This is a genomic window from Proluteimonas luteida (assembly GCF_021191695.1).
Lineage (GTDB): Bacteria > Pseudomonadota > Gammaproteobacteria > Xanthomonadales > Xanthomonadaceae > Luteimonas > Luteimonas luteida.
The window spans coordinates 162,464-186,798 of the sequence record NZ_JAIWPT010000003.1; the positions used below are offsets into that span (position 1 = coordinate 162,464).

20 protein-coding genes are annotated in these 24,335 nt (G+C 70.9%); 13 read left to right on the forward strand and 7 right to left on the reverse strand.

The genetic code is table 11. The features are described 5' to 3' along the window. Positions 1 to 20: 20 nt before the first annotated feature. From ettA to LDO26_RS04195, 5 genes are all read right to left on the reverse strand, one after another. Positions 21 to 1,682, reverse strand: coding sequence for an energy-dependent translational throttle protein EttA (ettA, locus tag LDO26_RS04175; protein WP_232129820.1), 1,662 nt, complete (start codon positions 1,680 to 1,682; stop codon positions 21 to 23). 136 nt (positions 1,683 to 1,818) lie between these two features. Continuing rightward, a complete protein-coding gene (locus LDO26_RS04180; protein ID WP_232129821.1) occupies positions 1,819 to 3,036 on the reverse strand; it encodes an efflux RND transporter periplasmic adaptor subunit in 1,218 nt (405 codons plus the stop codon). Between the two features lie 21 nt (positions 3,037 to 3,057). Further along, complete coding sequence (locus LDO26_RS04185; RefSeq protein WP_232129822.1) at positions 3,058 to 4,674, reverse strand: ABC transporter permease; 1,617 nt, start codon at positions 4,672 to 4,674, stop codon at positions 3,058 to 3,060. Positions 4,675 to 4,677: 3 nt separating this feature from the next. Continuing rightward, positions 4,678 to 5,418, reverse strand: coding sequence for an ABC transporter permease (locus tag LDO26_RS04190; protein ID WP_232129823.1), 741 nt, complete (start codon positions 5,416 to 5,418; stop codon positions 4,678 to 4,680). Continuing rightward, positions 5,415 to 6,140, reverse strand: coding sequence for an ABC transporter ATP-binding protein (locus LDO26_RS04195; RefSeq protein ID WP_232129824.1), 726 nt, complete (start codon positions 6,138 to 6,140; stop codon positions 5,415 to 5,417). Before LDO26_RS04195 ends, LDO26_RS04190 begins: the two co-directional genes overlap by 4 nt. 122 nt (positions 6,141 to 6,262) lie before the next feature. Between LDO26_RS04195 and glyA the strand changes: the two genes are divergently transcribed. Then, entirely contained in the window at positions 6,263 to 7,531 is a 1,269-nt protein-coding gene (gene glyA, locus LDO26_RS04200; RefSeq protein ID WP_232129825.1) for a serine hydroxymethyltransferase, read from the forward strand. A gap of 161 nt (positions 7,532 to 7,692) precedes the next feature. On the opposite strand, the gene LDO26_RS04205 is transcribed toward glyA, so the two are convergent. Next, positions 7,693 to 8,721, reverse strand: coding sequence for an alpha/beta hydrolase family protein (locus LDO26_RS04205; RefSeq protein WP_232129826.1), 1,029 nt, complete (start codon positions 8,719 to 8,721; stop codon positions 7,693 to 7,695). 213 nt (positions 8,722 to 8,934) lie between these two features. On the opposite strand from LDO26_RS04205, the gene nrdR reads away from it, so the two are divergent. The 3 genes from nrdR to aspS all read left to right on the forward strand — a co-directional run bounded on the left by nrdR (position 8,935) and on the right by aspS (position 12,443). Beyond that, positions 8,935 to 9,471, forward strand: a complete 537-nt coding sequence (gene nrdR, locus LDO26_RS04210; protein ID WP_232129827.1) for a transcriptional regulator NrdR — start codon at positions 8,935 to 8,937, stop codon at positions 9,469 to 9,471. Beyond that, complete coding sequence (gene ribD, locus LDO26_RS04215) at positions 9,468 to 10,577, forward strand: bifunctional diaminohydroxyphosphoribosylaminopyrimidine deaminase/5-amino-6-(5-phosphoribosylamino)uracil reductase RibD (RefSeq protein WP_435594025.1); 1,110 nt, start codon at positions 9,468 to 9,470, stop codon at positions 10,575 to 10,577. The genes nrdR and ribD overlap by 4 nt, the downstream gene beginning before the upstream one ends. Before the next feature lie 90 nt (positions 10,578 to 10,667). Continuing rightward, positions 10,668 to 12,443: an aspartate--tRNA ligase gene (gene aspS, locus LDO26_RS04220; RefSeq protein ID WP_232129828.1), complete on the forward strand. Its 1,776-nt coding sequence runs from the start codon at positions 10,668 to 10,670 to the stop codon at positions 12,441 to 12,443. Between the two features lie 65 nt (positions 12,444 to 12,508). Here aspS and LDO26_RS04225 read toward each other — a convergent pair whose 3' ends face one another. After that, positions 12,509 to 13,435, reverse strand: a complete 927-nt coding sequence (locus LDO26_RS04225; protein ID WP_232129829.1) for an AraC family transcriptional regulator — start codon at positions 13,433 to 13,435, stop codon at positions 12,509 to 12,511. 261 nt (positions 13,436 to 13,696) lie between these two features. On the opposite strand from LDO26_RS04225, the gene LDO26_RS04230 reads away from it, so the two are divergent. The 9 genes from LDO26_RS04230 to LDO26_RS04270 all read left to right on the forward strand — a co-directional run bounded on the left by LDO26_RS04230 (position 13,697) and on the right by LDO26_RS04270 (position 24,311). After that, positions 13,697 to 16,897 carry an efflux RND transporter permease subunit gene (locus tag LDO26_RS04230; protein ID WP_232129830.1) on the forward strand — a complete coding sequence of 1,067 codons (3,201 nt, stop codon included), beginning with the start codon at positions 13,697 to 13,699 and terminating at the stop codon, positions 16,895 to 16,897. After that, the gene (locus tag LDO26_RS04235; RefSeq protein WP_232129831.1) at positions 16,894 to 18,009 is read left to right on the forward strand and encodes an efflux RND transporter periplasmic adaptor subunit; all 1,116 of its coding nucleotides are present in this window, start codon (positions 16,894 to 16,896) and stop codon (positions 18,007 to 18,009) included. The genes LDO26_RS04230 and LDO26_RS04235 overlap by 4 nt, the downstream gene beginning before the upstream one ends. 196 nt (positions 18,010 to 18,205) lie before the next feature. Beyond that, the gene (locus LDO26_RS04240; RefSeq protein WP_232129832.1) at positions 18,206 to 18,733 is read left to right on the forward strand and encodes a GNAT family N-acetyltransferase; all 528 of its coding nucleotides are present in this window, start codon (positions 18,206 to 18,208) and stop codon (positions 18,731 to 18,733) included. Further along, positions 18,730 to 19,518: a hypothetical protein gene (locus tag LDO26_RS04245; RefSeq protein ID WP_232129833.1), complete on the forward strand. Its 789-nt coding sequence runs from the start codon at positions 18,730 to 18,732 to the stop codon at positions 19,516 to 19,518. The genes LDO26_RS04240 and LDO26_RS04245 overlap by 4 nt, the downstream gene beginning before the upstream one ends. Next, complete coding sequence (locus LDO26_RS04250) at positions 19,512 to 20,168, forward strand: esterase/lipase family protein (protein WP_232129834.1); 657 nt, start codon at positions 19,512 to 19,514, stop codon at positions 20,166 to 20,168. The genes LDO26_RS04245 and LDO26_RS04250 overlap by 7 nt, the downstream gene beginning before the upstream one ends. 144 nt (positions 20,169 to 20,312) lie before the next feature. Further along, positions 20,313 to 21,029 (forward strand): YebC/PmpR family DNA-binding transcriptional regulator, encoded by a 717-nt coding sequence (locus LDO26_RS04255; protein WP_232129835.1) that lies wholly within the window; start codon positions 20,313 to 20,315, stop codon positions 21,027 to 21,029. Positions 21,030 to 21,037: 8 nt separating this feature from the next. Beyond that, positions 21,038 to 21,559: a crossover junction endodeoxyribonuclease RuvC gene (gene ruvC, locus LDO26_RS04260; protein ID WP_232129836.1), complete on the forward strand. Its 522-nt coding sequence runs from the start codon at positions 21,038 to 21,040 to the stop codon at positions 21,557 to 21,559. A gap of 208 nt (positions 21,560 to 21,767) precedes the next feature. Next, entirely contained in the window at positions 21,768 to 22,358 is a 591-nt protein-coding gene (gene ruvA, locus LDO26_RS04265; RefSeq protein ID WP_232129837.1) for a Holliday junction branch migration protein RuvA, read from the forward strand. Between the two features lie 108 nt (positions 22,359 to 22,466). Beyond that, entirely contained in the window at positions 22,467 to 24,311 is a 1,845-nt protein-coding gene (locus LDO26_RS04270; RefSeq protein ID WP_232129946.1) for a potassium transporter Kup, read from the forward strand. The last annotated feature ends 24 nt before the right edge of the window (positions 24,312 to 24,335 follow it).

The window sequence follows — 24,335 nt, forward strand, 5'->3', positions numbered from 1 at the left end:
CGGATCCGTGGCAAAGGCGATTACTTCAGCGCCTTGAACCGCAGCCGCTTCGGGCCGGCGTCGTCGCCGAGGCGGCGCTTCTTGTCCTCTTCGTACTCGCGGTAGTTGCCCTGGAAGAACTCGACGTGGCTGTCGCCCTCGAACGCGAGGATATGCGTGGCGATGCGGTCGAGGAACCAGCGGTCATGCGAAATGACGAAGGTGTTGCCGGGGAACTCCAGCAGCGCGTCTTCCAGCGCACGCAGGGTCTCGATGTCGAGGTCGTTCGAGGGTTCGTCCAGCAGCAGCACATTGCCGCCCTGCAGCAGGGTCTTGGCCATGTGCAGGCGGCCGCGTTCGCCGCCCGACAGCGAGCCGACCATCTTCTGCTGGTCCTGGCCCTTGAAGTTGAAGCGGCCGATGTAGGCGCGCGACTGGATCTCCACGCCGTTGATGTTGAGGATGTCGGCGCCGCCGGAGATTTCCTGGAAGACGTTGTGGTTGCCTTCCAGCTTGTCGCGGCTCTGGTCGACGTAGGCCAGGTTCACGGTCGGCCCGATGTCGATCTCGCCAGAGTCCGGCGTCTCCTTGCCGGTGATCATCTTGAACAGCGTCGACTTGCCGGCGCCGTTGGGACCGATGATGCCGACGATCGCGCCCGGCGGCACCACGAAGCTCAGGTCGTCGATCAGCAGGCGGTCGCCGAAGCGCTTGCTGACGTGCTTGAACTCGATGACCTTGTTGCCCAGGCGCTCGCCCGGCGGGATGAAGATCTCGTTGGTCTCGTTGCGCTTCTGGTAGTCCTGCGACTGCAGTTCCTCGAGCCGCGCCAGGCGCGCCTTGCCCTTGGAGCGGCCGCCCTTGGCGTTCTGCCGCGACCATTCCAGCTCCTTCTGGATCGCCTTCTGCCGCGACTTCTCCTGGTTCTCCTCTTGCTTCAGGCGCTCGTCCTTCTGCACCAGCCAGTCGGTGTAGTTGCCCTTCCACGGGATGCCGCGGCCGCGGTCGAGTTCGAGGATCCACTCGGCGGCGTTGTCGAGGAAGTAGCGGTCATGGGTGACCGCGACCACGGTGCCGGTGTAGCGGGCCAGGAACTGCTCCAGCCATTCGACGGACTCGGCGTCCAGGTGGTTGGTCGGTTCGTCGAGCAGCAGCATGTCCGGCTTCTGCAGCAGCAGCCGGCACAGTGCGACGCGGCGCTTCTCGCCGCCCGACAGCGGCCCGATCTTCGCGTCCCACGGCGGCAGGCGCAGCGCGTCGGCGGCGACTTCCAGCTGGTTCTCCAGCGTATGTGCGTCGCCGGCGGCGAGGATCGCCTCCAGGCGTTCCTGTTCCTTGGCCAGGGCGTCGAAGTCGGCGCCCTCCTCGGCATAGGCGGCGTAGACCTGGTCCAGCGCGGCCTGCGCCTGCAGCACCTCGCCGACGCCTTCCTCCACTGCTTCGCGCACGGTCTTGTCGGGATCGAGCTGCGGCTCCTGGGCCAGGTAGCCGACCTTGATGCCGGGCTGCGGGCGCGCCTCGCCCTCGAAGTCCTGGTCCACGCCGGCCATGATCTTGAGCACGGTGGACTTGCCGGCGCCGTTGAGGCCCAGCAGGCCGATCTTGGCGCCGGGGAAGAACGACAGCGAGATGTCCTTGATGATCTGCCGCTTGGGCGGGACCACCTTGGACACGTGGTTCATGGTGTAGATGTATTGCGACATGGGAATCCGGCTGGAAGACAGGTGACAGGACCGACCGCCCGCACGCGCGGTGCGGGTGCAGGTGCGGGATTGGGAAATCGGGCCCGCCATTATCGCGCATCGCGCCGCGGGCGGCATCCGCGGCGCCCGCACCCGTTCAGCGTGGGCGGACGCGGTCGCCGTCGTCCAGCGCGTTGTCCGGGTGCACGACGACGCGATCGCTGGCCTGCAGCCCGTCGAGGATCTCGACCCAGCCTCCGCCCTGCAGGCCGATGGTGACGGGCGTCAGCCGCGCGCGCCGGCCGTCGATCAGGAACACCGCCGCGCCGTCGCCGGCGCGCAGTACCGCGCTGGCAGGGGCGCGCAGCGCGTCCTCGCGTTCGCGCAGGACGAAGCGGGCGTTGACCCGGTAGGCCTCGCCCAGGTGCTGCCAGGTCTGCGGGTCGCCGGTCAGCTCGACGATCACCCAGGCCCGCTGTTCCTCCACGCCGAGCGCCGAGGTGCGGGTGAATCCGCCCGGCTCGACGCGCCGCACGGTGCCCGTCAGCGCGGCGTCCTCGCCCCAGCGCAGCAGTTCCACGCGCATGCCCTCGCGCAGGCGCACCGCGTCGGCAGACAGCACGTCGACCTCGACCTCCAGTGCCGCCGGGTCGCCGATCTCGATCAGCGGCTCGCCGGCCTGCACCGGCCGCGCACTCTCGTAGTGGCGGCGCAGGACCACGCCATCGACTGGAGCGACGAGTTCGAATTCGGCGTCGCCGTCCAGCTGGCCGCGGGCCAGCATGGCCTCGGCCGCGTGCATCTGGTGTTCCGCGGTGGCCTGGCGGTGGCGGGCGCTGGCGGCCTCGCGCGCGCTGCGCTGGCGCGCGGTCTCGGCGCGCTCCGCGGTTTCGGCCGCGACCAGCCGGTCCTGCGCCAGCACGCGCAGGCGCGCCGCCTCGGCGCTGGCCTGGTGCGCGGCCGCCTCTGCTGCCGCGGCGTCCTCGCGGGCGGCGTCGAGGCTGGCGCGGGCGCCGGCGACCCAGGCTTCGGTGGCAGCACGGGTGCGTGCGTCCAGCGGCGCCGCGCTGCCGGCATCGAGCACCACCAGCGTCTGTCCGGCCTCGACCCTGTCGCCGGGCACCAGGGTCATGCGCCGGGCGCTGGCGCCGACCGGTGCGGCGATCACGTAGCGCTCGCGCAGCCGGGTGCGGCCCTCGGCCTCCAGCGTCTCGCGGACCTCGCCGCGTTCCGCCGTGCCGCTGTCCACCAGTTGCGCGCTGGGCCACAGCACGACCGCCAGCAGCACCAGCACCACCAGGCCGGCGGCGAGATGGCGCGCGCGCTTGAGGCGGGCATGCTGCGGACGGGCATGCTTGGGGCGGTCGGATGTCATCGGGTCGATTCTCCCATGGCGTCATTCCCTGGCCTTGAGTACGGCGACGAGGTCGAGGCGGTCGAGCCGGCGCAGCACCAGCAGGCCGGACAGCACGGTGGTGACGAGCACGACGAGCCCGGCGACGGCGAAGCCCGACGGCGCCAGCACCAGCGGGATCCGGTACAGGTCGGTGGCCAGGCCCCCGACCAGCAGTGCGGACAGTGCGTAGCCGAGCGCGAAGCCCGGCAGCAGGGCGAGGAAGCTCAGGGTCAGCAGTTCGCCGAACAGCAGGGCGCGCGCCTCGCCGCGGGTATAGCCGAGCACGCGCAGGCTGGCCAGCTCGTGGCCGCGCTCGGCCAGGGTGATGCGGGCGCTGTTGTAGACCACGCCGGCAGCGATGCTGGCGGCCATCGCGGTGATCGCCAGGGTGAAGGTCAGCATGGTCCGGGCCATGGTGTCGCGGAAGCTGCGGATGGTCGCGCCGCGGTCGGCGACCGCGGCCACGCGCGGGCGGCCACGCAGTTCCTGCACGATCCCGGCACGCGAATCCGGCGTCGCCAGCGCCAGCCATGCGCCCGACAGCGCGTCGTCCTCGCCGAGCAGGCGGTTGACCGTGTCCTGGCGCGCGTAGGCGCCGGCCCCGAGGTACTCGCTGACCAGGCCGGCCACCGGCACCGGCAGCGTGCGGCGATGGCCTTCGAGGAACTCGACGTCGAGCATGTCGCCGGGCCGCACCGCCAGCAGTTCGCCGAGATAGTCGGTGAGCAGCAGGCCCTGCGCGGGCGGCGCGACGGGCTGCAACCGGCGGTCCAGGACCCGCTTGAGGTCCGCATCCGGCGGCAGGCCCTGCAGCGCGGTGCGGTACTCGCGGTGACCGTTGCGCAGGCGCACGGCGGCGCTGCGGAACGGTTCGACCGCGCGCACGCCGGGCAGTGCAGCCAGTTCCTGCGCGGCGCGGCCCGAGGCCGGTTCGGTGAAGGTGACGGTGAAATCGTCGCGCTGGGCGAGGCCGAACTGCACGTCGACGATATGGTCGATCGCGTCGCCCATGAAGCTCGCCATCACCAGCACGCCCAGCCCCAGGCCGATACCGGACACCGACAGCCCGGTCCGCAGCGGGCGCCGCTCGAGGTTGCGCAGGATCATCCGCGCCGCCGGGTCGAGCAGGGCACCGAGGCCGAGCCGCTCGGTCAGCGTGGGCCGGAACGTTGCCGGCGCCTCGGGCCGCATCGCCTCGGCCGGCGGCAGCGCGAACGCCCGCCGCAGGCCGCCGAAGGTGCCGATCGCGGCCGCCGCCAGCGCGAAGGCGAACGCCAGCAGCACCACCGAGGGCTGCAGCGACCAGGCCAGGAACGGAAAGCTGTAGAACTGCATGTACAGGTTTGCCATCGCCCGGCCCAGCCACGCGCCCAGCGCCACCGCCGGCAGCACGCCGATGCCGGCCACCAGCAGCGCCAGCTGGCCGTAGTGCAGCGCGACCTCCCAGCGGCTGTAGCCGAAGGCCTTCAGCAGGGCGATCTGTTCGCGCTGGGCGCCGATCAGGCGGCCGATCACCACGTTGAGCAGGAACGCGGCGACGCCGAGGAAGATCGCGGTGAACATCCGCGTCATCGTGCGCAGCTGGGTCAGCTCCTCGTCGAGGAAGCGGTGCGACATCTGTTAGTCGCGGCCATGGGCGCCGGTGCCGCCGTATGGCGCGAGCAGGGCGTCGAGTGCGTCGATGACGTCGCCTTCGCTGGCGTCGCGTTCCAGCGTCAGCGCCAGGTCGTTGAACGCGCCGTCGAGGTCGAAGGCGTTGGCCAGCGATTCGCGTTGCATCCACAGCACGCCGAAGCGCATGAAGTCGGGGAACACGTCGCCGGGCCGGATCTGGTAGACGAACTCCGGCGACAGGCCGATGCCGCTGATCCGCAGGCCCTGGCGGCGACCGTTGAGCACCGCGTCGACGGCGTCGCCCGGCCGCAGCCCGTGGGCCTGGGCGAAGGCTTCGCCCAGGACGATCTCGTCGTCGGCCGCCGGCATCGCGCCCTCGCGCAGGTACACGCGGTTGAGGCCGGGGTCGCCGGGGCCGGGCAGGGACATGATCTGCCCGGACACCGCCTCGTCGAAGCCGGCGATCTCCAGGTTGGCGTAGCCGGTCACGCGCGCTTCGGCCTCGCGCACGCCCGGGATCGCGCGCACGGCGTCGGCCAGCGGCAGCGGCGCGCGCTTGAGCCCGGCGAAGACGTCGGCGAAGCGGTACTCGGCGTAGTACAGGGCCCGGGTCTGCGACAGCGCGTGGTAGTTGCCCTGCGCCATCACCATGGTCGCGATGCCGGCGATCATGACCGCGGCGATCGCGATCGCCTGCCCGCGCATCTGCCGGAACTCGCGCAGCAGCTTGCGGTGCAGCGGCGTCACCAGTGCAGGTCCGCGGCGCTGGCGCGGTCGGCGTTGCGCCGTTCGCTCTCGATGCGGCCGTCGCGCAGCCGGATCACCCGGTCGGCCATGTCGGCGATCACCGCGTTGTGGGTGATCACCACGGTCAGCGCGCCAGTCTCGCGGTTGGTGCGTTCCAGCGCCTGCAGCACGCGGATGCCGGTCTTCGAGTCCAGTGCGCCGGTGGGTTCGTCGCACAGCAGCACCGTCGGCCGCTTGGCGATGGCGCGCGCGATCGCGACCCGCTGCTGCTCGCCGCCGGACATCTGCGCCGGGAAGTGGTCCATGCGTTCGTCCAGGCCCACCAGCGCCAGCGCGTCGTCCGGCGCCATCGGATCGGTGGCGATCTCGGTCACCAGGGCCACGTTCTCGCGCGCCGTCAGGCTCGGGATCAGGTTGTAGAACTGGAACACGAAGCCGACGTGCTCGCGGCGGAAGCGGGTCAGCGCATCGTCGCCGGCACCGGTGAGCACGTGGCCGCGGCACTCGACCGTACCGGTGCTGGGCGCATCGAGTCCGCCGAGGATGTTGAGCAGGGTCGACTTGCCGCTGCCGGACGCGCCCAGCAGCACCACGAACTCGCCGGCGAACAGTTCCAGGTCCACTCCGCGCAGCGCATGCACCTCGACCTCCCCCATGCGGTAGGTCTTGGTCAGGCCCTGCGCCCGGAACACGGGCCCGCCGCGGGTCTCGGTGTCGGTCATGGTCTCGATTCTAGGGCGCGCGGCGGCCCCGACATTGATCGCGCGCAAGAAACCCGGTCCCGGCGACCGCGTCCGCGAGCCGATACAATTGGCGTTCGCCCCGCCGCTGCCCCGGAGTTCCGATGTTCGCCCGCGCCGACCGCATTGAAAGCTACGACCCCGAACTGGCCCAGGCCATCGCCGACGAGGTCCGCCGCCAGGAGGACCATGTCGAGCTGATCGCCTCGGAGAACTACTGCAGCCCCCGGGTCATGGAGGCGCAGGGCAGCCAGCTGACCAACAAGTACGCGGAAGGGTATCCGGGCAAGCGCTACTACGGCGGCTGCGAGTACGTCGACATCGCCGAGCAACTGGCGATCGACCGCCTCAAGCAACTGTTCGGCGCGGATTATGCGAACGTGCAGCCGCATTCCGGCTCGCAGGCCAACCAGGCCGTGTATTTCGCCCTGCTGCAGCCCGGCGACACGATCCTGGGCATGTCGCTGGCGCACGGCGGCCACCTGACCCACGGCGCCAAGGTCAACGCCTCGGGCAAGCTGTTCGACGCGGTGCAGTACGGCGTCGACGACAACGGCCTGATCGACTACGACGAGGTCGAGCGGCTGGCGCTGGAACACAGGCCGAAGATGGTCGTCGCCGGCTTCTCCGCGTACTCGCAGGTCGTCGACTGGGCGCGTTTCCGCGCGATCGCCGACAAGGTCGGCGCGTACCTGTTCGTCGACATGGCGCACGTGGCCGGGCTTGTCGCCGCCGGCGTCTATCCCAACCCGCTGCCGCATGCGCACGTGGTCACCTCGACCACCCACAAGACCCTGCGCGGGCCGCGCGGCGGCATCATCGTCGCCAGCCGCGAAGGTGCCGGCGAACAGTTCGACGAGCTGGCCAAGAAGCTGCAGTCGATCGTGTTCCCCGGCATCCAGGGCGGCCCGCTGATGCACGTGATCGCCGGCAAGGCGGTCGCATTCAAGGAAGCGCTGGAGCCGGCGTTCAAGGCCTATCAGCACCAGGTGGTGAAGAACGCGCAGGCGATGGCGAAGACGATCATCGAGCGCGGCTACCGCATCGTCTCCGGCGGCACCGAGAACCACCTGATGCTGGTCGACATGATCGGCAAGCGCATCACCGGCAAGGCCGCGGAGGAAGCGCTCGGCCGCGCCCACATCACCGTCAACAAGAACAGCGTGCCCAACGACCCGCAGAAGCCGTTCGTGACCTCGGGGCTGCGCCTGGGCACGCCGGCGGTCACCACCCGCGGCTATCTCGAGCAGGACTGCGTGGACCTGGCCAACTGGATCTGCGACGTGCTCGACGCGCCCGAGGACGAGGCGGTGATCACCGCGGTGCGCGACAAGGTCACCGCGCAGTGCCGGAAGTACCCGGTCTACGGCTGAATCCGGGCGGTTGGTCAGCGGCCGGCCCCCGGGACCGCCGGGTCGAACCGGGCACCTGCGTTTCATCCGACGGGGGGTGATCCATCCCCGTCGGCCATCCTGCCGATGCGTTTCCCGGGTGCGGGAGACGCGGCCGGGATGCGCGGACGCGCCAGGCGCGTTCAGTCCACCTGCGGGTCTTCCGGACGGGCGCTGGCCCCGGCCTGCGACACCAGGGTTTCGCGGAAAAACGCCAGCGCACGCGCGTTGACGCGGGCATGCACGGCGCCACGGTCCACGCCGGGCGGATCGGTGCAGATCGTCGGGGCCGCCTGCGCCATCGCAGCCGGGCACGTCGGCAGGAACACCCAGTGGTCGGCGTCGGGTACCGCCAGCTGGCCGGTGCCGTCCGGGAGCAGGGCCAGCAGGTGGCCTGCGTTCTCGGCCGGAGGCAGGATGCGGTCCTGCTCCGCATAGGCTACGAACACGGGCGCGGTCACCGCCGCCAGGCCGTCGGCGTCGAAGGGCACGCTGGTCGGCGCCATCAGGAACGCCGCGCGGATGCGCGCGTCTGCGGGAGCGCCCCAGCGGTGCAGTTCGCCGTCCAGATCACGGGTGAACGCCTCGGCGGAGGCGTGTCCGCCGTCCTCGACCAGGCGGTCGACGAAGTCGCAGGTCTTGCGGTCCTGGGATTGCCGCCGGCAATAGCCGAGATAGCGTCCGAAGCGCGGGACCGCACCCAGCAGCACCAGGCCGGTGTAGCCGCCGTCGGAGAAGCCGGCCATGCCGATGCGGTGGGGATCGATCCGGTCGCGCCACTCGGGCGCCTGCAGCAGGTGATCGAGCAGCGCCGAGATTTGCCGCGGACGGCCGAACAGCACCTCCGGCTGGCCGGCGCCGCCGGGGTCGCGCAGGTTGTCGCGCGGGTGCTCCACCGCGGCCACCACGAAGCCGTGTGCGGCGAGATGGGTGGCGAGGTCGTGGTGGCCGAGCGATTCGCCGCCCTGTCCGTGGGAGATCAGCACCAGTGGGTACCGGTCCCGGGCAATGGCGGCCCCGGGGGTCGCATCGACCTGGTACCCGCCGATGCCGGCGGGCGCGTCCGCCCGCGCGGCGGTGGGGTAGAAGACGTGTGCCCGCATCGGTGCGCCCGAAACCGGATCGCGCGCCTCGATCGTCGCCAGTCCGGTGCCGGCGGCGTGAGCCGGCATCGCAGTCGCCGGTACGGTCGGAAGCAGTGCGAGCAGGACGATGCACGCGCGAAGCCAGGCGCGGGAAATTGCCGGTGCGCAAAGGGACATTGGCGGATCCTGGACGGCCGTCGGAGCGGGATGGCGAGATTACCCCGCGCGGGCCGGCGCCGTGACCGCGGCGCGCCGCCCCCGTACACTGCAGGGAATCCCCGCAGCCGCCGCGCGTCGCCGATGCACTGTCCCTTCTGCCAGCATACCGACACCCGCGTGATCGACTCGCGCGTGTCCGAGGACGGCGCGACGATCCGCCGCCGCCGCGAATGCGAGGCCTGCGGCGACCGCTTCTCGACGATCGAGACCATCGAGCTGAAGCTGCCGGCAATCATCAAGTCCGATGGCCGGCGCGAGCAGTTCGATGCCAAGAAGCTGCGCGTGGGCTTCGACCGGGCGCTGCAGAAGCGGCCGGTGTCCGAGGAGCAGATCGAGGCCGCGGTGCGTGCCGTGGTGCAGGCGGTCCGGATGAGCGGAGAGCGTGAACTGCCCTCGATCCGCATCGGCGAGTTCGTGATGACCGAGCTGCGCAAGCTCGACCACGTCGCCTACGTGCGCTTCGCCTCGGTCTACCGCGCGTTCGAGGACGTGGCCGATTTCCGCGAGGAACTCGACCGTCTCGAACGCGACCTGCCCGGCGAGGGCCAGTTGCCGCTGCTGTCCGGCGACGTGGTGCCCTTCGACAAGGGCAGCAAGGGCAAGGGCCGCAAGCGGTGAGCGAAGCGGACGCGGTGGCATTCACCGCCACCGACCACGCGATGATGGCCCGCGCGTTGCGCCTGGCCGAACGCGGCGCCTGGACCACGCGGCCCAACCCGATGGTGGGTTGCGTGATCGTGCAGGCGGGCGAGGTCGTCGGCGAAGGCTGGCACCAGCGCAAGGGCGGGCCGCATGCGGAGGTGTTCGCGCTGCAGGCGGCGGGTGAGCGGGCGCGTGGCGCCACCGCCTACGTGACCCTGGAGCCGTGCGCGCATACCGGCAGTACCGGCCCGTGCGCGGACGCGCTGGTGGCCGCGGGCGTCGCGCGCGTGGTTGCGGCGATGCGCGACCCGTTCCCGCAGGTCGACGGTGCCGGTTTCGACCGGCTGCGCGCGGCCGGGATCGAGGTCGCGTCGGGCCTGCTGGAGGCCGAGGCGCGCACGCTCAACCAGGGCTACCTGTCGCGGCTGGAGCGCGGCCGGCCGTGGCTGCGGGTCAAGCTCGCCTGCAGCCTCGACGGGCGCACCGCGATGGCCAACGGCGATTCCAAGTGGATCAGCGGCGAGGCCTCGCGCCGCGACGTGATGCGCTGGCGCGCGCGCAGCGGCGCGCTGCTGACCGGCAGCGGCACGGTGCTGGCGGACGATCCGCAGCTGACCGTCCGGCTCGGCGACGACACGCCGGTGGTGGCGCCGCTGCGGGTGGTGCTGGACGCGGGCCTGGCGACCGCGGCGCGCGGCCGGGTGCGCGACGGGGCCGCGCCGACCCTGTACCTGCACGCCGCCGATGCCAAGGTGCCGCGCGGCTTCGACGCGGCGCGGATGGCGGTGCCGCGCCGCGCCGGCCAGCTCGACCTGGAGGCGGTGCTGGCGCTGCTGGCGGGGCAGGGCATCAACGAGGTCCAGGTCGAGGCCGGCGCGACCCTGTCGGGCGCGTTCCTGCGCGCGGGGCTGGTCGACGAGCTGCTGCTGTACATCGCGCCGGTGCTGCTGGGCGACCGTGCGCGGCCGCTGTTCGAGGGGCTGGGCATCGACGCGATGGCGCAGCGGCTGCACCTGCGGGCCGTCGATACCCGCCAGGTCGGCGACGACCTGCGCCTGCTGCTGCGCCCGGCCGCAGCCTGAGCGGCAGACGCAGCGCGACCGCAGGCCTGCCGCTAAAATACCGGTTTTCCCGTCCCGTCCGGGGCGGCGGTCCCTTCTCCCGGAGTTCCCATGCGTACCCACTTCTGCGGCCTCGTCGACGAGGCGCTGATCGGCCAGACCGTCACCCTGTGCGGCTGGGCCGACGTCGCCCGCAACCTCGGCGGCGTCTGCTTCATCGATCTGCGCGACCACGAGGGCATCGTGCAGGTGGTCGCCGAGCCGTCGGCCGCCGAAGGCAACGCCGCCGTGGTCGCCACCGCGGAGAAGGTCGGCTACGAGGACTGTTTGCGCATCACCGGCACCGTGCGCCGCCGCCAGTCGGTCAACCCGAAGCTGCGCACCGGCCAGGTCGAGGTCGTCGCCGAGACCATCGAGGTGCTGAACAAGGCCGAGCCGCTGCCGTTCCACCATCACGAGAACCCGGGCGAGGACATCCGCCTGAAGTACCGCTACCTCGACCTGCGCAGCCCGGAGATGCAGCGCAAGCTGCGCACCCGCACGAAGCTGGTCAGCGCGTTGCGCCACTGGCTGGACGCGCGCGGCTTCCAGGACATCGAAACGCCGATCCTGACCAAGGCCACGCCCGAGGGCGCGCGCGACTTCCTGGTGCCGGCGCGCATGCATGCGGGCGAGTTCTACGCGTTGCCGCAGAGCCCGCAGCTGTTCAAGCAGATCCTGATGATGGCCGGCTTCGACCGCTACTACCAGATCGCACGCTGTTTCCGCGACGAGGCGCTGCGTGCCGACCGGCAGCTGGAGTTCACCCAGCTGGACATGGAGTTCGCGTGGGTGTCCGAGCGCGACGTGCAGGACACGGTCGAGACCATGATCCGCGACGTGTTCCGCGAGGTCGCCGATGTTGAGCTGGTGGCGGAATTCCCGCGCATGACCTGGGCCGAGGCGATGCGCCGCTACGGCTCCGACAAGCCGGACCTGCGCATTCCGCTGGAGCTGGTCGACGTCGACGCGCAGGTGCAGGGCAGCGGGTTCAAGGTGTTCACCGACTGGGCCGGCGTCGAGGGCGGCCGGGTCTGCGCGCTGCGTATTCCGGGCGGCGCGGCATTGAGCCGCAAGCAGATCGACGAGTATGCCGCGCACGCCGCGAAGTACGGCGCCAAGGGGCTGGCCTACATCAAGCTGTCGGAGACCGGCGAAGTCACTTCGCCGATCGCCAAGTTCTTCGGCGACGACGCGTTCGCGGCACTGGTCGCGCACGTCGGCGCGGGCAACGGCGACATCGTGTTCTTCGGCGCCGGCAAGTACACCACGGTCAGCGATTTCATGGGCGCGCTGCGGCTCAAGGCCGGGCGCGACTTCGGCCTGGTCGGCGGCGGCTGGCGTCCGCTGTGGGTCACCGATTTCCCGATGTTCGAGTGGGACGACGAGGCCGAGCGTTACGTCGCCCTGCATCATCCCTTCACCGCGCCCGCGGTCGACGACGAGGCCGAGCTGCGCGCGCACGCCCGCACTGCGGTGTCGCGCGGCTACGACATGGTGCTCAACGGCAACGAGATCGGCGGCGGCTCGATCCGCATCCATCGCGCGTCGATGCAGAGCGCGGTGTTCGAGCTGCTGGGCATCGGCGCCGAGGAAGCGGAAGCGAAGTTCGGCTTCCTGCTCGACGCGCTGAAGTACGGCGCCCCGCCGCACGGCGGCATCGCCTTCGGCATCGACCGCATCGCCGCGCTGATCGCCGGGACCGACTCGATCCGCGACGTCATCGCCTTCCCCAAGACCACCGGCGCGCAGTGCCTGATGACCGGCGCGCCGTCGCCGATCCCCGACGCGCAGCTGGCCGAGGTGCACGTGCAGGTGCGTGCCACGGGGAAGACGCTCGGCGACTGAAGGCCGGGAGCAGGTCGTCCGCTGCGGCGGCGACCCACTCCGCCGGTCGCCGTGCCGACCGCCGGTCAGGCGGGCGCCGCGCGTATCAGCCCGGTTTCCCTGCGCGGCGGGGCGCCGAACAGGCGCTTGTACTCGCGGTTGAACTGCGACGCGCTCTCGTAGCCGACCCGGTGCGCGGCGGTGTTGGCTTCCAGGCCTTCGACCAGCATCAGCCGCCGCGCCTCGTGCAGGCGCAGCTGCTTCTGGAACTGCAGCGGCGACATCGCGGTCACCGCCTTGAACTGGTGATGCAGCGACGAGGCGCTCATGTGCAGCGACTGCGCCAGCGCCTCGATGTTCAGCGGCTGCGGGTAGTCGCGCTTGAGCGCCTCCACCGCGCGCGCGATGCGCTGCGTGCGGCCGTTGACGGCGGCGACCTCGCGCAGCCGGTATCCCAGTTCGCCGCCCAGGACCCGGTAGTGGATCTCGCGCAGGGTCAGCGGCGCCAGCACCGGGATGTCCTGCGGGGCGTCCAGCAGCCGCAACAGCCGCAGCACGGCATCGAGCAACGATCCGGTGACGCGGGCACAGTAGAGCCCGCGGTCGACGCCGGTGCCTGCGATGCCGTCGCGGCCTTCCAGGATCAGGTCGGCGATCTCGCGCGGGTCGACGTCGATCCGCAGGCTCAGGTACGGTTTTTCCGGAGTCGCCTCGGTCACCTGGCTGACCATCGGCAGGGTCACCGAGATCACCAGGTAGTTCAGCGGGTCGTAGACGTAGGTGTCGCCACCCAGCATGGTGATCTTGCTGCCCTGCGCGACGAAGCCCAGCCCGGGTTCGTAGATGCCGGGTGCGCAGGGTGTGGGGGCGCTGGCGCGCATCAGCGAGAGCGGGCCGATCCGCGTGGCCTGGCGGCCTTCGGCAGGGGCGAAGCGGTCAATCAGCCCGACCAGCTCCGCCTGCTGCCCGGTCGTCGCAACGCCATCGCCGGATCGGGGAAAAGCAAGCTGCATCATGGGGTTCCGTGCTGCGGGGCGGACCCGGACACTATGCCCATGGTGTTGTCCGCCCAGTCATGCTGCACTGCACGAATTGCAGGATCAGGCAATTTTCAGGCAGCAATGGTCTAGCTGCGGCGGTGGCCGGACGCCTAACGTTTCCGTGCACTGCCGGCGACGTCGCGGCCCTGGCCCGTTCGTCATCGTGCCTTCCAGGGCGGCCCGTCCCGGCAACCGTCCGGCCGTTACTCCCGCCACCCCACCGGGATTCCCACGATGTGGATCGTCCAGTACGCCCTGTCGCGCCGCTACACCATCGGCGTGCTCGCTATCCTGATCCTGCTGTTCGGTCTGCAGTCCGCGCGGCGCATGCCCACCGACATCCTGCCCGAGGTCGGTATTCCCTCGGTGAACCTGATCTGGACCTACGCCGGCCTGCCTGCGGCGGAGATGGCGGCCAAGCTGACCTCGTTCTCCGAGATCTCGGTGCTCAACAACGTCGACGACCTCAAGGAGGTGCGTTCGGAAAGCCTCAACGGCATCGGCATCGTGCGCGCCGACTTCCAGCCCGGGGTCAACCTGGAGCGCGCGCTGGCGCAGATGACGGCGGTCTCGCAGACCATCCTGCGGCGCATGCCGCCGGGCACGTCGCCGCCGCTCGTGGTGCGCAACAACGTGTCCAGCACGCCGGTGCTGCAGCTGGTGCTCTCGTCCGACGCGATGACCGAGGCGCAGCTGTACGACTACGCGCGGTTGCAACTGCGCTCGCAGATCCAGTCGATCCCCGGAATCCGCATGAGTCTGCCCTACGGCGGCGCGCCGCGGCAGGTGATGGTGGACCTGGATCCGCGCGCGCTGCAGACCTACGGCCTGACCCCGCAGGACGTGACCGGTGCGCTGGAACGCGGCAGCCCGACGTTGCCTTCCGGCAACATCCGCGAGGGCGTGCGCGAGATGCAGATCTCGCTGGAGACCAGTCCGGACAGCGCCAGCGGCTTCCTCGACCTGCCGATCGCCAGCCGCGGCGGCAACGTGATCTACGTGCGCGACGTTGCCAGCGTGCGCGACGGCGGCGCGCTGCAGACCAACATCGCGCGCATGGACGGCGCCAGCGCGGTGTCGGTGGCGCTGATCAAGATGGGCGGCGCCTCGGCGGTGGAGATCGTGCGCGAGGTGCGCGCGCGGCTGCCGGAAATCGTCGCCTCGGCGCCGCCGGGCACGCGCATCGAGCCGATCTTCGACCAGTCGGTGTTCGTCGACAACGCAATCGGCTCGATCCGCCACGAGGCGCTGCTGGTCGGCCTGCTGGTGGCGGCGGTGGTGCTGGTGTTCGTCGGCTCCTGGCGCTCCAGCCTGATCGTGCTGTCGGCGATCCCGCTGGCCCTGCTGACCTCGGTCATCGCGCTGTACCTGCTGGGCTACACCTTCAACGTGATGACCCTCGGCGGGCTGGCGCTGGCGATCGGCATCCTGGTCGACAACGCGGTGGTGGACGTGGAGAACACCAACCGCCACATCGCTCTGGGCAAGGACGTGCGCAGCGCGATCCTGGACAGCGCGCGCGAGGTAGTGTTCCCCGAGTTCGTGTCGACGGTGTCGATCTGCATCGTGCTGACCCCGATCCTGCTGATGACCGGGCTGTCGGCGTGGGTGTTCACGCCGCTGGCGCTGGCGGTGATCTTCGCGATGCTGGCCTCGTTCCTGCTGTCGCGCACGCTGATCCCGGTGCTGTGCTACCTGCTGCTGCCGGCCGACATCGCGAGCCGCGCGCAGCCGCGCTGGGCGGCCGAGCGCGCGTTGCTGGCGGTCCACCACCGCGTCGACCACCGGCTCGAACGGCTGCGCGAGCGCCACCACGCGGTGCTGGTCCGGCTCGGCCACCACGGCGGGATCCTGGCGCTGGCGGCGTTCGTGCTGCTGGCGCTGGGCGCCGCCGCCGCGGGCATGCTCGGACGCGAGTACTTCCCGCAGGTCGATGCAGGGCAGATCCGCCTGCAGGTGCGGATGCCGACCGGCATGCGGCTGGAGCAGACCGCGCAGCGGCTGGCGGCGCTGCAGCGCGAGATCCGCGACATCGTGCCGGCCGCGGAGCTGCAGACCGTCTACGAGCAGATCGGCATTCCCGACGCGGTCAACCTGGCGTGGGTGGACAGCGCGGTGGTCGGCGCATTCGAGGCCGAGCTGATGCTGCAGCTGCGCACGCCGCACCGTCCCAGTGCCGAGTACCTGGCCGAGATCCGGCGTCGGGTGGCGGAGAAGTTCCCCGACATGCGGCTGTTTGAGCGCCCGCCCGACGCCACCGGCCGCACCCTGGCCGGTTCCGCCGTCGGTGCGCTCGAGGTGCGCGTCAACGGCCGCGACGTGGCCGGCAACCTGGCGCTGGCGCGGGAGCTGGGGGCACGCCTGGAGCAGGTCCCCGGTGCGGTGGACGTGATGCTGCGTCAGGTGCTGGACCTGCCGGAGTACCACGTCGCCATCGACCGCACCCGCGCCGCCCAGCTCGGCGTCAGTGCCCAGGACGCCAGCCGCGCGGTGCTGGCGGTGCTCGGCTCGTCCGGCACGGTCACTCCGGTGTACTGGGTCGAACAGGCGACCGCCACGTCGTACACGGTGCAGCTGCAGGTGCTGCCGGCCGACCTGGACGATCTCGACACCCTGCTCAACACGCCGCTGCGGATCGGTGCCGACGGCGGCGCCGTGCTGCTGCGGAACATCGCCACCGTCACCGAGCGCACCGTACCGGCCAGCGTCGGCCGGGTGATGATGGCGCCGACGATCAGCGTGATCGCCAACGTGCAGGACCGCGACCTCGGCGCCGTGCACTCGGCGCTGGCCGGGGTCGTCGCCGAGCTGCAGCCGCGGCTCCAGCCGGGCAACCGCATCGAGATCGTCGGCCAGGCCGGCGAGATGCAGAGCGCCTACGCCGAGCTGGGCGGCGGCCTGATGATGTCCGCGGTGCTGGTGTTCCTGGTGCTGGTGGTCAATTTCCAGTCGTGGATCCAGCCGCTGGTGGCGATGTCCGGGCTGCCGATCGCGATCGCCGGTGCTGCGGTCGGCCTGTTCGTCACCGGCACGCCGCTGAGCGTGCCGGCGCTGATGGGCGTGATGATGGTCATCGGCGTGTCCACCGCCAACAGCGTGCTGGTGACCAGTTTCGCGCGCGGGCTGGTCGAGGCCGGTCAGGATCCCGAACAGGCCGCCTACGAGGCCGCCGCGGTGCGGCTGCGCCCGGTGCTGATGACCGCCAGCGCGATGATCCTGGGCATCGTGCCGATGGCCCTGGGCATGGGCGAGGGCGGCGAGCAGAATGCGCCGCTGGGCCGCGCGGTGATCGGCGGGCTGCTGTTCGGCACTCCGGCCACGCTGCTGCTGGTGCCCTCGATCCTGGCCGTGCTGGGCCGCCGCCACAACCGCCGCGTCGCCGCGGCAGCAACCGCCGATGGCACGTCTGCCACCGGCCAGGGAGTCGTCGCATGAGAATCGTGACCGTGCTGTCGCGCGCCGCTTCGGCCGGTGTGGCCTGCGCCCTGCTGCTCTCGGGCTGCGGCCGCGGCCAGGCCGGGCAGCCGGCGGAAGCCGCGGACACCCCCGGGGTGCAAGTCGCCGAGGCCCGCAGCGCCGACGCCGAGTACGCGCTGACGCTGCCGGCGCGGGTGCAGGCGGGCGAGAGCGCACAGCTGTTCGCGCGCGCCACCGGCCAGGTCGCGGAGCGGCGGGTCGAGCTGGGCGACGCCGTCGCTGCCGGACAGGTGCTGGCGACCATCGCCGCGCCCGAGGTCGAGCAGTCGGTGCGCGAGGCCGAGGCCGCCCTGGCCCGGGCCGAAGCCGAGCTGACCCTGGCGCGCGGCCACCATGCGCGCGCCGAGGCGATGCTCGAGACGCAGTTGATCTCGCGCGAGGACTACAGCGACCGGCTCGGTGCCCGGGATGCGGCGCAGGCGCAACTGCGCGCGGCACAGGCGCAGCTCGCCAGCGCCCGCGATCGCCAGGCCTTCCTGCAGGTGCGGGCGCCTTTCGCCGGCATCGTCAGCGAACGCAACATCGAACGCGGCGACCGCGTGGTCGGCGATGCCGCGGGCGTGTCGGAGCCGATGTTCCGCATCGACGCCCTGGATCCGCTGCGGGTGATCGTCGACATACCGCAGCGCGTGGCGCTGCAGGTGCGTCCGGGCCTGCGCGCGGAGCTGGTGTTCCCGGAACTCCCGCAGGAGCGCTTCGAGGCAGAGGTGGTGCGGACCGCGCAGCGGATCTCCGACGAGGCGGGCGGCATGCGCGTGGAGCTGCGCCTGCCCAACCCCGGCAGCCGCATCCCGTCCGGGATGGTCGGCCAGGTCCGCCTGCAGGTGCCGCGCGCCGCGCCGGCAACGGTGGTACCGCTGGCCGCGCTGGTGCAGGACGCGGGCCAGGCCCGCGTCGCGCGCGTCGCCGACGGCGTCGTGCATTTCACCGAGGTCACGGTGGGCCGCAACCTCGGCAACGAGGTCGAGGTGGTCGGCGGCCTGGAGGCGGGCGACCGCGTGGTACTGGCCCCCAATGCGCTCCTGGCCGACGGTACCCGCGTCCGGGAGCAGGCGCCGGACGCGCGCTGACGCCGGGCGAGGCGCAGCGGTGCTGTCGCCCATGAGGATGCGGACCGAAGACCGGGCGGGAAGCCGCCAGCCGCCATCCGGAGTCCGCAGCCCCGGGACGGGACGGCGCGGGCAGCGTGACGTGCGGAAGTGAGAGACTTGCCGCGCCGGGTCGCCGGCGTCCGCCCGTCCCCGCCCCGTCCATCGTCCCGTTTCCATGACCCTGTCCCCATCCGCACCGATCCGCAGAGCGACACCCGCGGATGCCGCCCTGCTGTCGCGCCTGGCGGCACGCACGTTCACCGAGACCTTCGGGCATCTGTACCCGGCCGGAGATCTCCAGGCATTCCTCGCCGATGCGTACGCGGTGCAGAAGCAGCGCACGATCCTGTCGCATCCGGACTACGCGGTCTGGCTGCTGGAGCACGAGGGCGAGGCGATCGGCCACGCTGCCGCCGGGCCCTGCGGCCTGCCGCATCCGGACGTCGCGCCGGGCGACGGCGAACTCAAGCGCCTGTATCTGGTGCAGGGGCATCAGGGCGGCGGCCATGGCGCCCGCATGATGCAGGTCGCGCTGGACTGGCTGCAGCGCGACGGCCCGCGCACGCTGTGGGTCGGCGTATGGTCGGAGAATCTCGGTGCGCAGCGGTTCTATCGCCGCTACGGTTTCGACAAGGTGGGCGAGTACCTCTTTCCGGTGGGCGGGACGCGCGACCTGGAGTTCATCCTGAGGCGTCCGGCATGAGCGCGCTCGCCGATCTGGCCGTCCGTCGGACACTGCTGGTCGTTTCCGCCTGCGGTTTCCTGTTGTTCGGCGGGCTGTGGCTGCTGTCGATGGTGCGGCCGGATATGGTCGAGTCCACCGCCCGCACCCTGCTGGTGAAGGAAGTGGAACACCGCGTGGGCGAACGTATCGGCGCGCTTTCCGACAGCGCAGTGGCCGGGCTGGCACGTCGGGTGGCCGGGGAGCACGCGGCAGAGGCGGAACGGCTGCGCCGGCTGTCGGAGACGCTGCCGGCACGCGTGGCGACCGTCGTGGACGCCATGGCCGATCGGGATTGTGCCTGTCGCGCGGAATTGGCCGAGCGGGTGCGCGGCGGGATCGGGCTGCATCTGCAGCGGATCGCCGGCCTGGAAGCGCGGCTCGACGCTCTGATCCGTGACGCGTACGCGCATACCGCGGCCAGGCTGCTGCGCGAGTTCCGGATATTCACCGGCGCCAACGCACTGGTGTTTCTGGTTCTGGGCATGGTCGCGTGGCGCAGGCGGGGGGCGGCGCTGCAACTGCTGGTGCCCGCGGTGGTGCTGGTCGGAGCCGGCGCGGTGTCGGCGGGATTCTATCTGTTCAACCAGGACTGGCTGCGGACCATCGTGTTCGACGATTACGTGGGCTACGGGTACTTCGCCTGGCTGGGGGTACTGGTCGCCCTGTTCGCCGACATTCTGGTCAACCGCGCGCGAGTGACCACGCGCATCGTCAACGCGGTGCTGCAGGCGCTGGGAAGCGCGGCCAGCGCGGTCCCATGCTGAATCGGCAGCCCACACCGGACGACGAGGCCGTGGCGCAGCCGCGCCGGGTGATCCTGCTGCACGGCATCTGGATGGTCGGCGCGACGATGCGCCGGTTTGCCGCCGCGCTGCGCGCGCAGGGTTTCGCGCCGGAGATCTTCGGCTACCACAGCATCACCGGCGGCCCCGAATCCGCGGTGGAGAAGCTGCTGGCGCAACTGGACGACGGTGGGCCGGCGCACCTGGTCGGCCACAGCCTCGGCGGGCTGGTCGCGTTGCAGGCGCTCGGCCAGCGGCCCGACGCGCAAGTCGGGCGCGTGGTCTGCGTCGGCTCGCCGCTGTGCGGCAGCGGCGCCGCCGCGGCCTTGGCACGCCTGCCGCTGTCGCAGCTGTATTTCGGCCGCAGCGCCGACATCCTGCTGGAAGGCTGCGCCACCTGGCCCGCGCACATCGAGGTCGGCATGATCGCCGGCACCGTGCCGCATGGCCTGGGTGCGCTGTTCGCGAAATTCGACGGTCCGCATGACGGCACCGTGGCGCTGGACGAAACCCGCACCCCGGCACTGGCCGACCACATCGTCGTCGAGGCCAGCCACAGCGGCCTGCTGTTCTCGGCCGAGGCGATGCGCCAGACCGGGCATTTCCTGCGCGCGGGCCGGTTCGCGCGCTGAACCCGCGTCTGCCGCTTCCGGGCTGCCGGATCGCCGCTGCCGGCGATGGTCGTTCCCGGCAACGCCGCGTGGTGGGCCTGCCCGGCGCGCGACGGGCATTCGGGTAAAATCGCCGCCACCTTTCTGATTTCTGATGCGGAACCCATGGGCAGAGGACCTTCGATCGAGGCGCGCAAGAACGCCACCGACGCCAAGCGCGGCAAGATCTTCACCAAGATCATCCGCGAGATCAGCGTGGCCGCCCGCGCCGGCGGCGGCGATCCGGCCAACAACCCGCGCCTGCGCGCGGCGATCGACAAGGGCATGGCGTCGAACATGTCCAAGGACGTGGTCGAGCGCGCGATCAAGAAGGCCACCGGCGAGCTGGAAGGCGTCGAGTACGAGGAGATCCGCTACGAGGGCTACGCGCCCGGTGGCGTCGCCGTGATCGTCGACACGCTGACCGACAACCGCGTGCGCACCGTGGCCGAGGTGCGGCATGCGTTCGGCAAGTGCGGCGGCAACATGGGCACGGAAGGTTCCGTGGCCTTCATGTTCAAGCGCCTGGGCGTGCTGAGCTTCGAGGGCGCCGACGAGGATGCGGTGACCGAGGCGGCGATCGAGGCGGGCGCCGACGACGTGGTCGTCTATCCGGAGGACGGCGCGATCGACGTGATCACCAGCGCCGAGACCTTCGAGCCGGTGAAGGCGGCGATGACCGCGGCCGGTTTCGAGCCGGGCCATGCCGAGGTCACGTTCCGTGCCGACAACGACATCGCCGTGTCCGGCGAGACGGCCGAGCAGGTGCGCAAGATGCTCGACCTGCTCGAGGACCTCGACGACGTGCAGAACGTCTACGCCAACGCCGAATTCGGCGACTGACCCCCTCCGTGACCCGCATCCTCGGCATCGATCCCGGCTCGCAGCGCACCGGGGTCGGCATCATCGACGTCGATGCGGCGGGCAGGGTCACGCATGTGTTCCATGCGCCGCTGACACTGCTGGCGGCCGGGGATTTCCCGCGCCGGCTGCGCCTGCTGGTCGACGGGCTGACCGCGCTGATCGTCGAGCACCGGCCCGACGAGGTCGCGATCGAGCGCGTGTTCATGGCCCGCAACCCCGATTCCGCGCTCAAGCTCGGCCAGGCGCGCGGCGCGGCGATCTGCGCGGTGGTGCTGCGCGACCTCGACGTGCACGAATACGCCGCCAAGGAGGTCAAGCTGGCGGTCGTGGGCAAGGGCGGCGCGGAGAAGCAGCAGGTCCAGCACATGGTCGGGCTGATGCTGGGCCTGAGCGGCAAACTGCAGGCTGACGCCGCCGACGCGCTGGCGGTGGCCATCACCCATGCGCATGTGCGCGCAAGCGCGGCCCGGCTGGGCGTGAACGTGCGGCAGGCCTGGAGCAGGAAATGATCGGAACGGGCATGTCGTTGCGTACTGTCATTCCCGCGCAGGCGGGAATCCAGAGACCTTGTTTTCCTGTTGCGCCAGTACCGCTCCCGGGCCAGCGGAGGCGCATTGCGGAAAGGCGCTGGATTCCCGCCTGCGCGGGAATGACGGGCAGCAGGGGCGCGACACGGATGCGTGGGAACGAACGGCGCTACGGAGGCGGAAACGGCCAATGATCGGAAGACTGCGAGGCAAGCTCATCCACAAGGCCCCCCCGTGGCTGGTGGTCGACGTGAACGGCGTCGGCTACGAGCTCGAGGCGCCGATGAGCACGTTCTACGACCTGCCCGAGCTGGGCCGCGAGGTGTCGCTGTTCACCCACTACGCGCAGAAGGAGGACAGCGTGTCGCTGTACGGCTTCCTGCACGAGTCCGAGCGGCGGCTGTTCCGCGACGTGCAGAAGGTCAGCGGCATCGGCGCGAAGATCGCGCTGGCGGTGCTGTCGGGCGTCAGCGTCGACGCGTTCGCGCGCCTGGTGCAGACCGGGGACGTGACCGCGCTGACCCGGATTCCCGGCATCGGCAAGAAGACCGCCGAGCGCATGGTCGTGGAACTGCGCGACCGCGCCGCGGACCTGGCCGGCGCCGGCGGGGCGGTGCATGGCGCGGGCGCGGCGAGCGACCCGCTGTCGGAGGCGACCGTGGCGCTGCAGCAGCTGGGCTACAAGCCGGCCGAGGCGGCGAAGATGGCCAAGGCGGCGGCCGGCGACGGCGACCCTGCCGAAGTCATCATCCGAAAGGCGCTACAGTCCGCGCTTCGCTGACGGCCCCACCCGTCGGTCGGGTCCATCTCGATGACAAGTTCCTCCAGCAATCGCGGTGGCCCGTCCACCGGTACGGGCAGCCACGGCAACATCGGCCTGGCTGGCCTGATGGTCGGCGCCATCGGCGTGGTGTTCGGCGACATCGGCACCAGCCCGCTGTACACCCTGCGCGAGGCGTTCTCGCCGCACTACGGTCTGGTCGCCGACCACGACACCGTGCTCGGCGTGCTGTCGATGATCTTCTGGTCGCTGATGGTCGTGGTGACGTTCAAGTACGTCACCATCATCATGCGCGCCGACAACGACGGCGAGGGCGGCATCATGGCGCTGATGTCGCTGGCCCAGCGCACCCTGGCCAAGGGCGGCAGGTCGGCCTATCTGGTGGGGCTGCTGGGCGTGTTCGGCGCGTCGCTGTTCTTCAGCGACGGCGTCATCACCCCGGCGATCTCGGTGCTGTCGGCGGTCGAGGGGCTGGAGGTCGTCGCGCCTTCGCTGCATGCCTGGATCATCCCGATCACCGTGCTGGTGCTGGGCATCCTGTTCGCCACCCAGCGCTTCGGCACCGCGAAGGTCGGACGCATCTTCGGGCCGGTGACGCTGCTGTGGTTCGCGACGCTGGCGGTGCTGGGGGTGCTCAACATCCTGCACGAGCCCGAGGTGCTGCGCGCGATCAACCCGTGGTGGGCGGCGCGGTTCTTCATCGAGCACAGCTGGGGCGGCGTGTTCATCCTCGGCGCGGTGGTGCTGGCGGTGACCGGCGGCGAGGCGATCTACACCGACATGGGCCATTTCGGCGCCAGGCCGATCCGCTACGCCTGGTACTTCTTCGTGCTGCCGTCGCTGATGCTGAACTATCTCGGCCAGGGCGCGCTGGTGCTGGAGGACCCGGCGGCGATCCGCAACCCGTTCTACATCGGCGTGCCCGAATGGGCGCGCTGGCCGATGATCGTGCTGGCGACCTCGGCCACCGTCATCGCCTCGCAGGCGGTCATCACCGGCGGATTCTCGGTCGCGCGCCAGGCGATGCAGCTGGGCTACATCCCGCGGATGAACGTGCGCCACACCTCCAGCGACACGATCGGGCAGATCTACATCCCGGGCATCAACTGGGCCATGGCGGTCGTGGTCATCGCCCTGGTGCTGACCTTCAAGACCTCGTCCGCGCTGGCGGCCGCATACGGCATCTCGGTCTCGATGACGATGCTGATCGACACCCTGCTGCTGGTCATCGTGGCGCGCGCGCTGTGGCCGCGCTGGCGCCGCTGGGTGTTGCCGTCGTGCGCGCTGTTCATCGTCATCGACATCGCGTTCGTCGTCGCCAACGGCGCCAAGGTGCTGCAGGGCGCCTGGTTCCCGCTGGTGCTCGGCATCACCCTGTTCACCCTGCTGCGCACCTGGCACCGCGGCCGCCAGCTGCTGCGCGCGGAAATCCAGAAGGAGGGCATCAAGCTCGACACCTTCCTGCCCGGGCTGATGCTCGCGCCGCCGGTGCGGGTGCCGGGTACCGCGATCTTCCTGACCGCCGACCCGGGCGTGGTGCCGCATGCGATGCTGCACAACCTCAAGCACAACAAGGTGCTGCACGAGCGCAACGTGTTCCTGACCGTGGAGACGTTGACGCTGCCGTATGCAGGCGCCGACCGGCGGCTGAAGATCGAGTCGATCGGCGACGACTTCTACCGCATCATCCTGCGCTTCGGTTTCATGGAAACCCCCGACGTGCCGATGGCCCTGATGCGCTGCGGCGACGTCGACGGCGGCATCTGCTTCGACCCGATGGACACCACCTACTTCACCAGCCGCGAGACCATCGTCGCCAGCCCCCGCCGCGGCATGCCGATCTGGCGCGACAAGCTGTTCGCACTGATGCACCGCAACGCGGCGCCGGCGACCGGGTTCTTCCGGATCCCCGGCAACCGGCTGGTGGAGCTGGGCTCGCAGGTGCAGATCTGAAGCCGGGGCGCGGCGCATCCCGCC

Coding starts and splice junctions, on each gene's coding strand:
- ettA (WP_232129820.1), bottom strand. CDS start 1,682: ATGTCGCAATACATCTACACCATGAACCACGTGTCCAAGGTGGTCCCG.
- LDO26_RS04195 (WP_232129824.1), bottom strand. CDS start 6,140: ATGACCGACACCGAGACCCGCGGCGGGCCCGTGTTCCGGGCGCAGGGC.
- glyA (WP_232129825.1), top strand. CDS start 6,263: ATGTTCGCCCGCGCCGACCGCATTGAAAGCTACGACCCCGAACTGGCC.
- LDO26_RS04185 (WP_232129822.1), bottom strand. CDS start 4,674: ATGTCGCACCGCTTCCTCGACGAGGAGCTGACCCAGCTGCGCACGATG.
- LDO26_RS04180 (WP_232129821.1), bottom strand. CDS start 3,036: ATGACATCCGACCGCCCCAAGCATGCCCGTCCGCAGCATGCCCGCCTC.
- LDO26_RS04245 (WP_232129833.1), top strand. CDS start 18,730: ATGAGCGCGCTCGCCGATCTGGCCGTCCGTCGGACACTGCTGGTCGTT.
- LDO26_RS04235 (WP_232129831.1), top strand. CDS start 16,894: ATGAGAATCGTGACCGTGCTGTCGCGCGCCGCTTCGGCCGGTGTGGCC.
- LDO26_RS04205 (WP_232129826.1), bottom strand. CDS start 8,721: ATGCCGGCTCACGCCGCCGGCACCGGACTGGCGACGATCGAGGCGCGC.
- nrdR (WP_232129827.1), top strand. CDS start 8,935: ATGCACTGTCCCTTCTGCCAGCATACCGACACCCGCGTGATCGACTCG.
- LDO26_RS04230 (WP_232129830.1), top strand. CDS start 13,697: ATGTGGATCGTCCAGTACGCCCTGTCGCGCCGCTACACCATCGGCGTG.
- LDO26_RS04270 (WP_232129946.1), top strand. CDS start 22,467: ATGGTCGGCGCCATCGGCGTGGTGTTCGGCGACATCGGCACCAGCCCG.
- ruvA (WP_232129837.1), top strand. CDS start 21,768: ATGATCGGAAGACTGCGAGGCAAGCTCATCCACAAGGCCCCCCCGTGG.
- aspS (WP_232129828.1), top strand. CDS start 10,668: ATGCGTACCCACTTCTGCGGCCTCGTCGACGAGGCGCTGATCGGCCAG.
- LDO26_RS04240 (WP_232129832.1), top strand. CDS start 18,206: ATGACCCTGTCCCCATCCGCACCGATCCGCAGAGCGACACCCGCGGAT.
- LDO26_RS04225 (WP_232129829.1), bottom strand. CDS start 13,435: ATGCAGCTTGCTTTTCCCCGATCCGGCGATGGCGTTGCGACGACCGGG.
- LDO26_RS04255 (WP_232129835.1), top strand. CDS start 20,313: ATGGGCAGAGGACCTTCGATCGAGGCGCGCAAGAACGCCACCGACGCC.
- LDO26_RS04250 (WP_232129834.1), top strand. CDS start 19,512: ATGCTGAATCGGCAGCCCACACCGGACGACGAGGCCGTGGCGCAGCCG.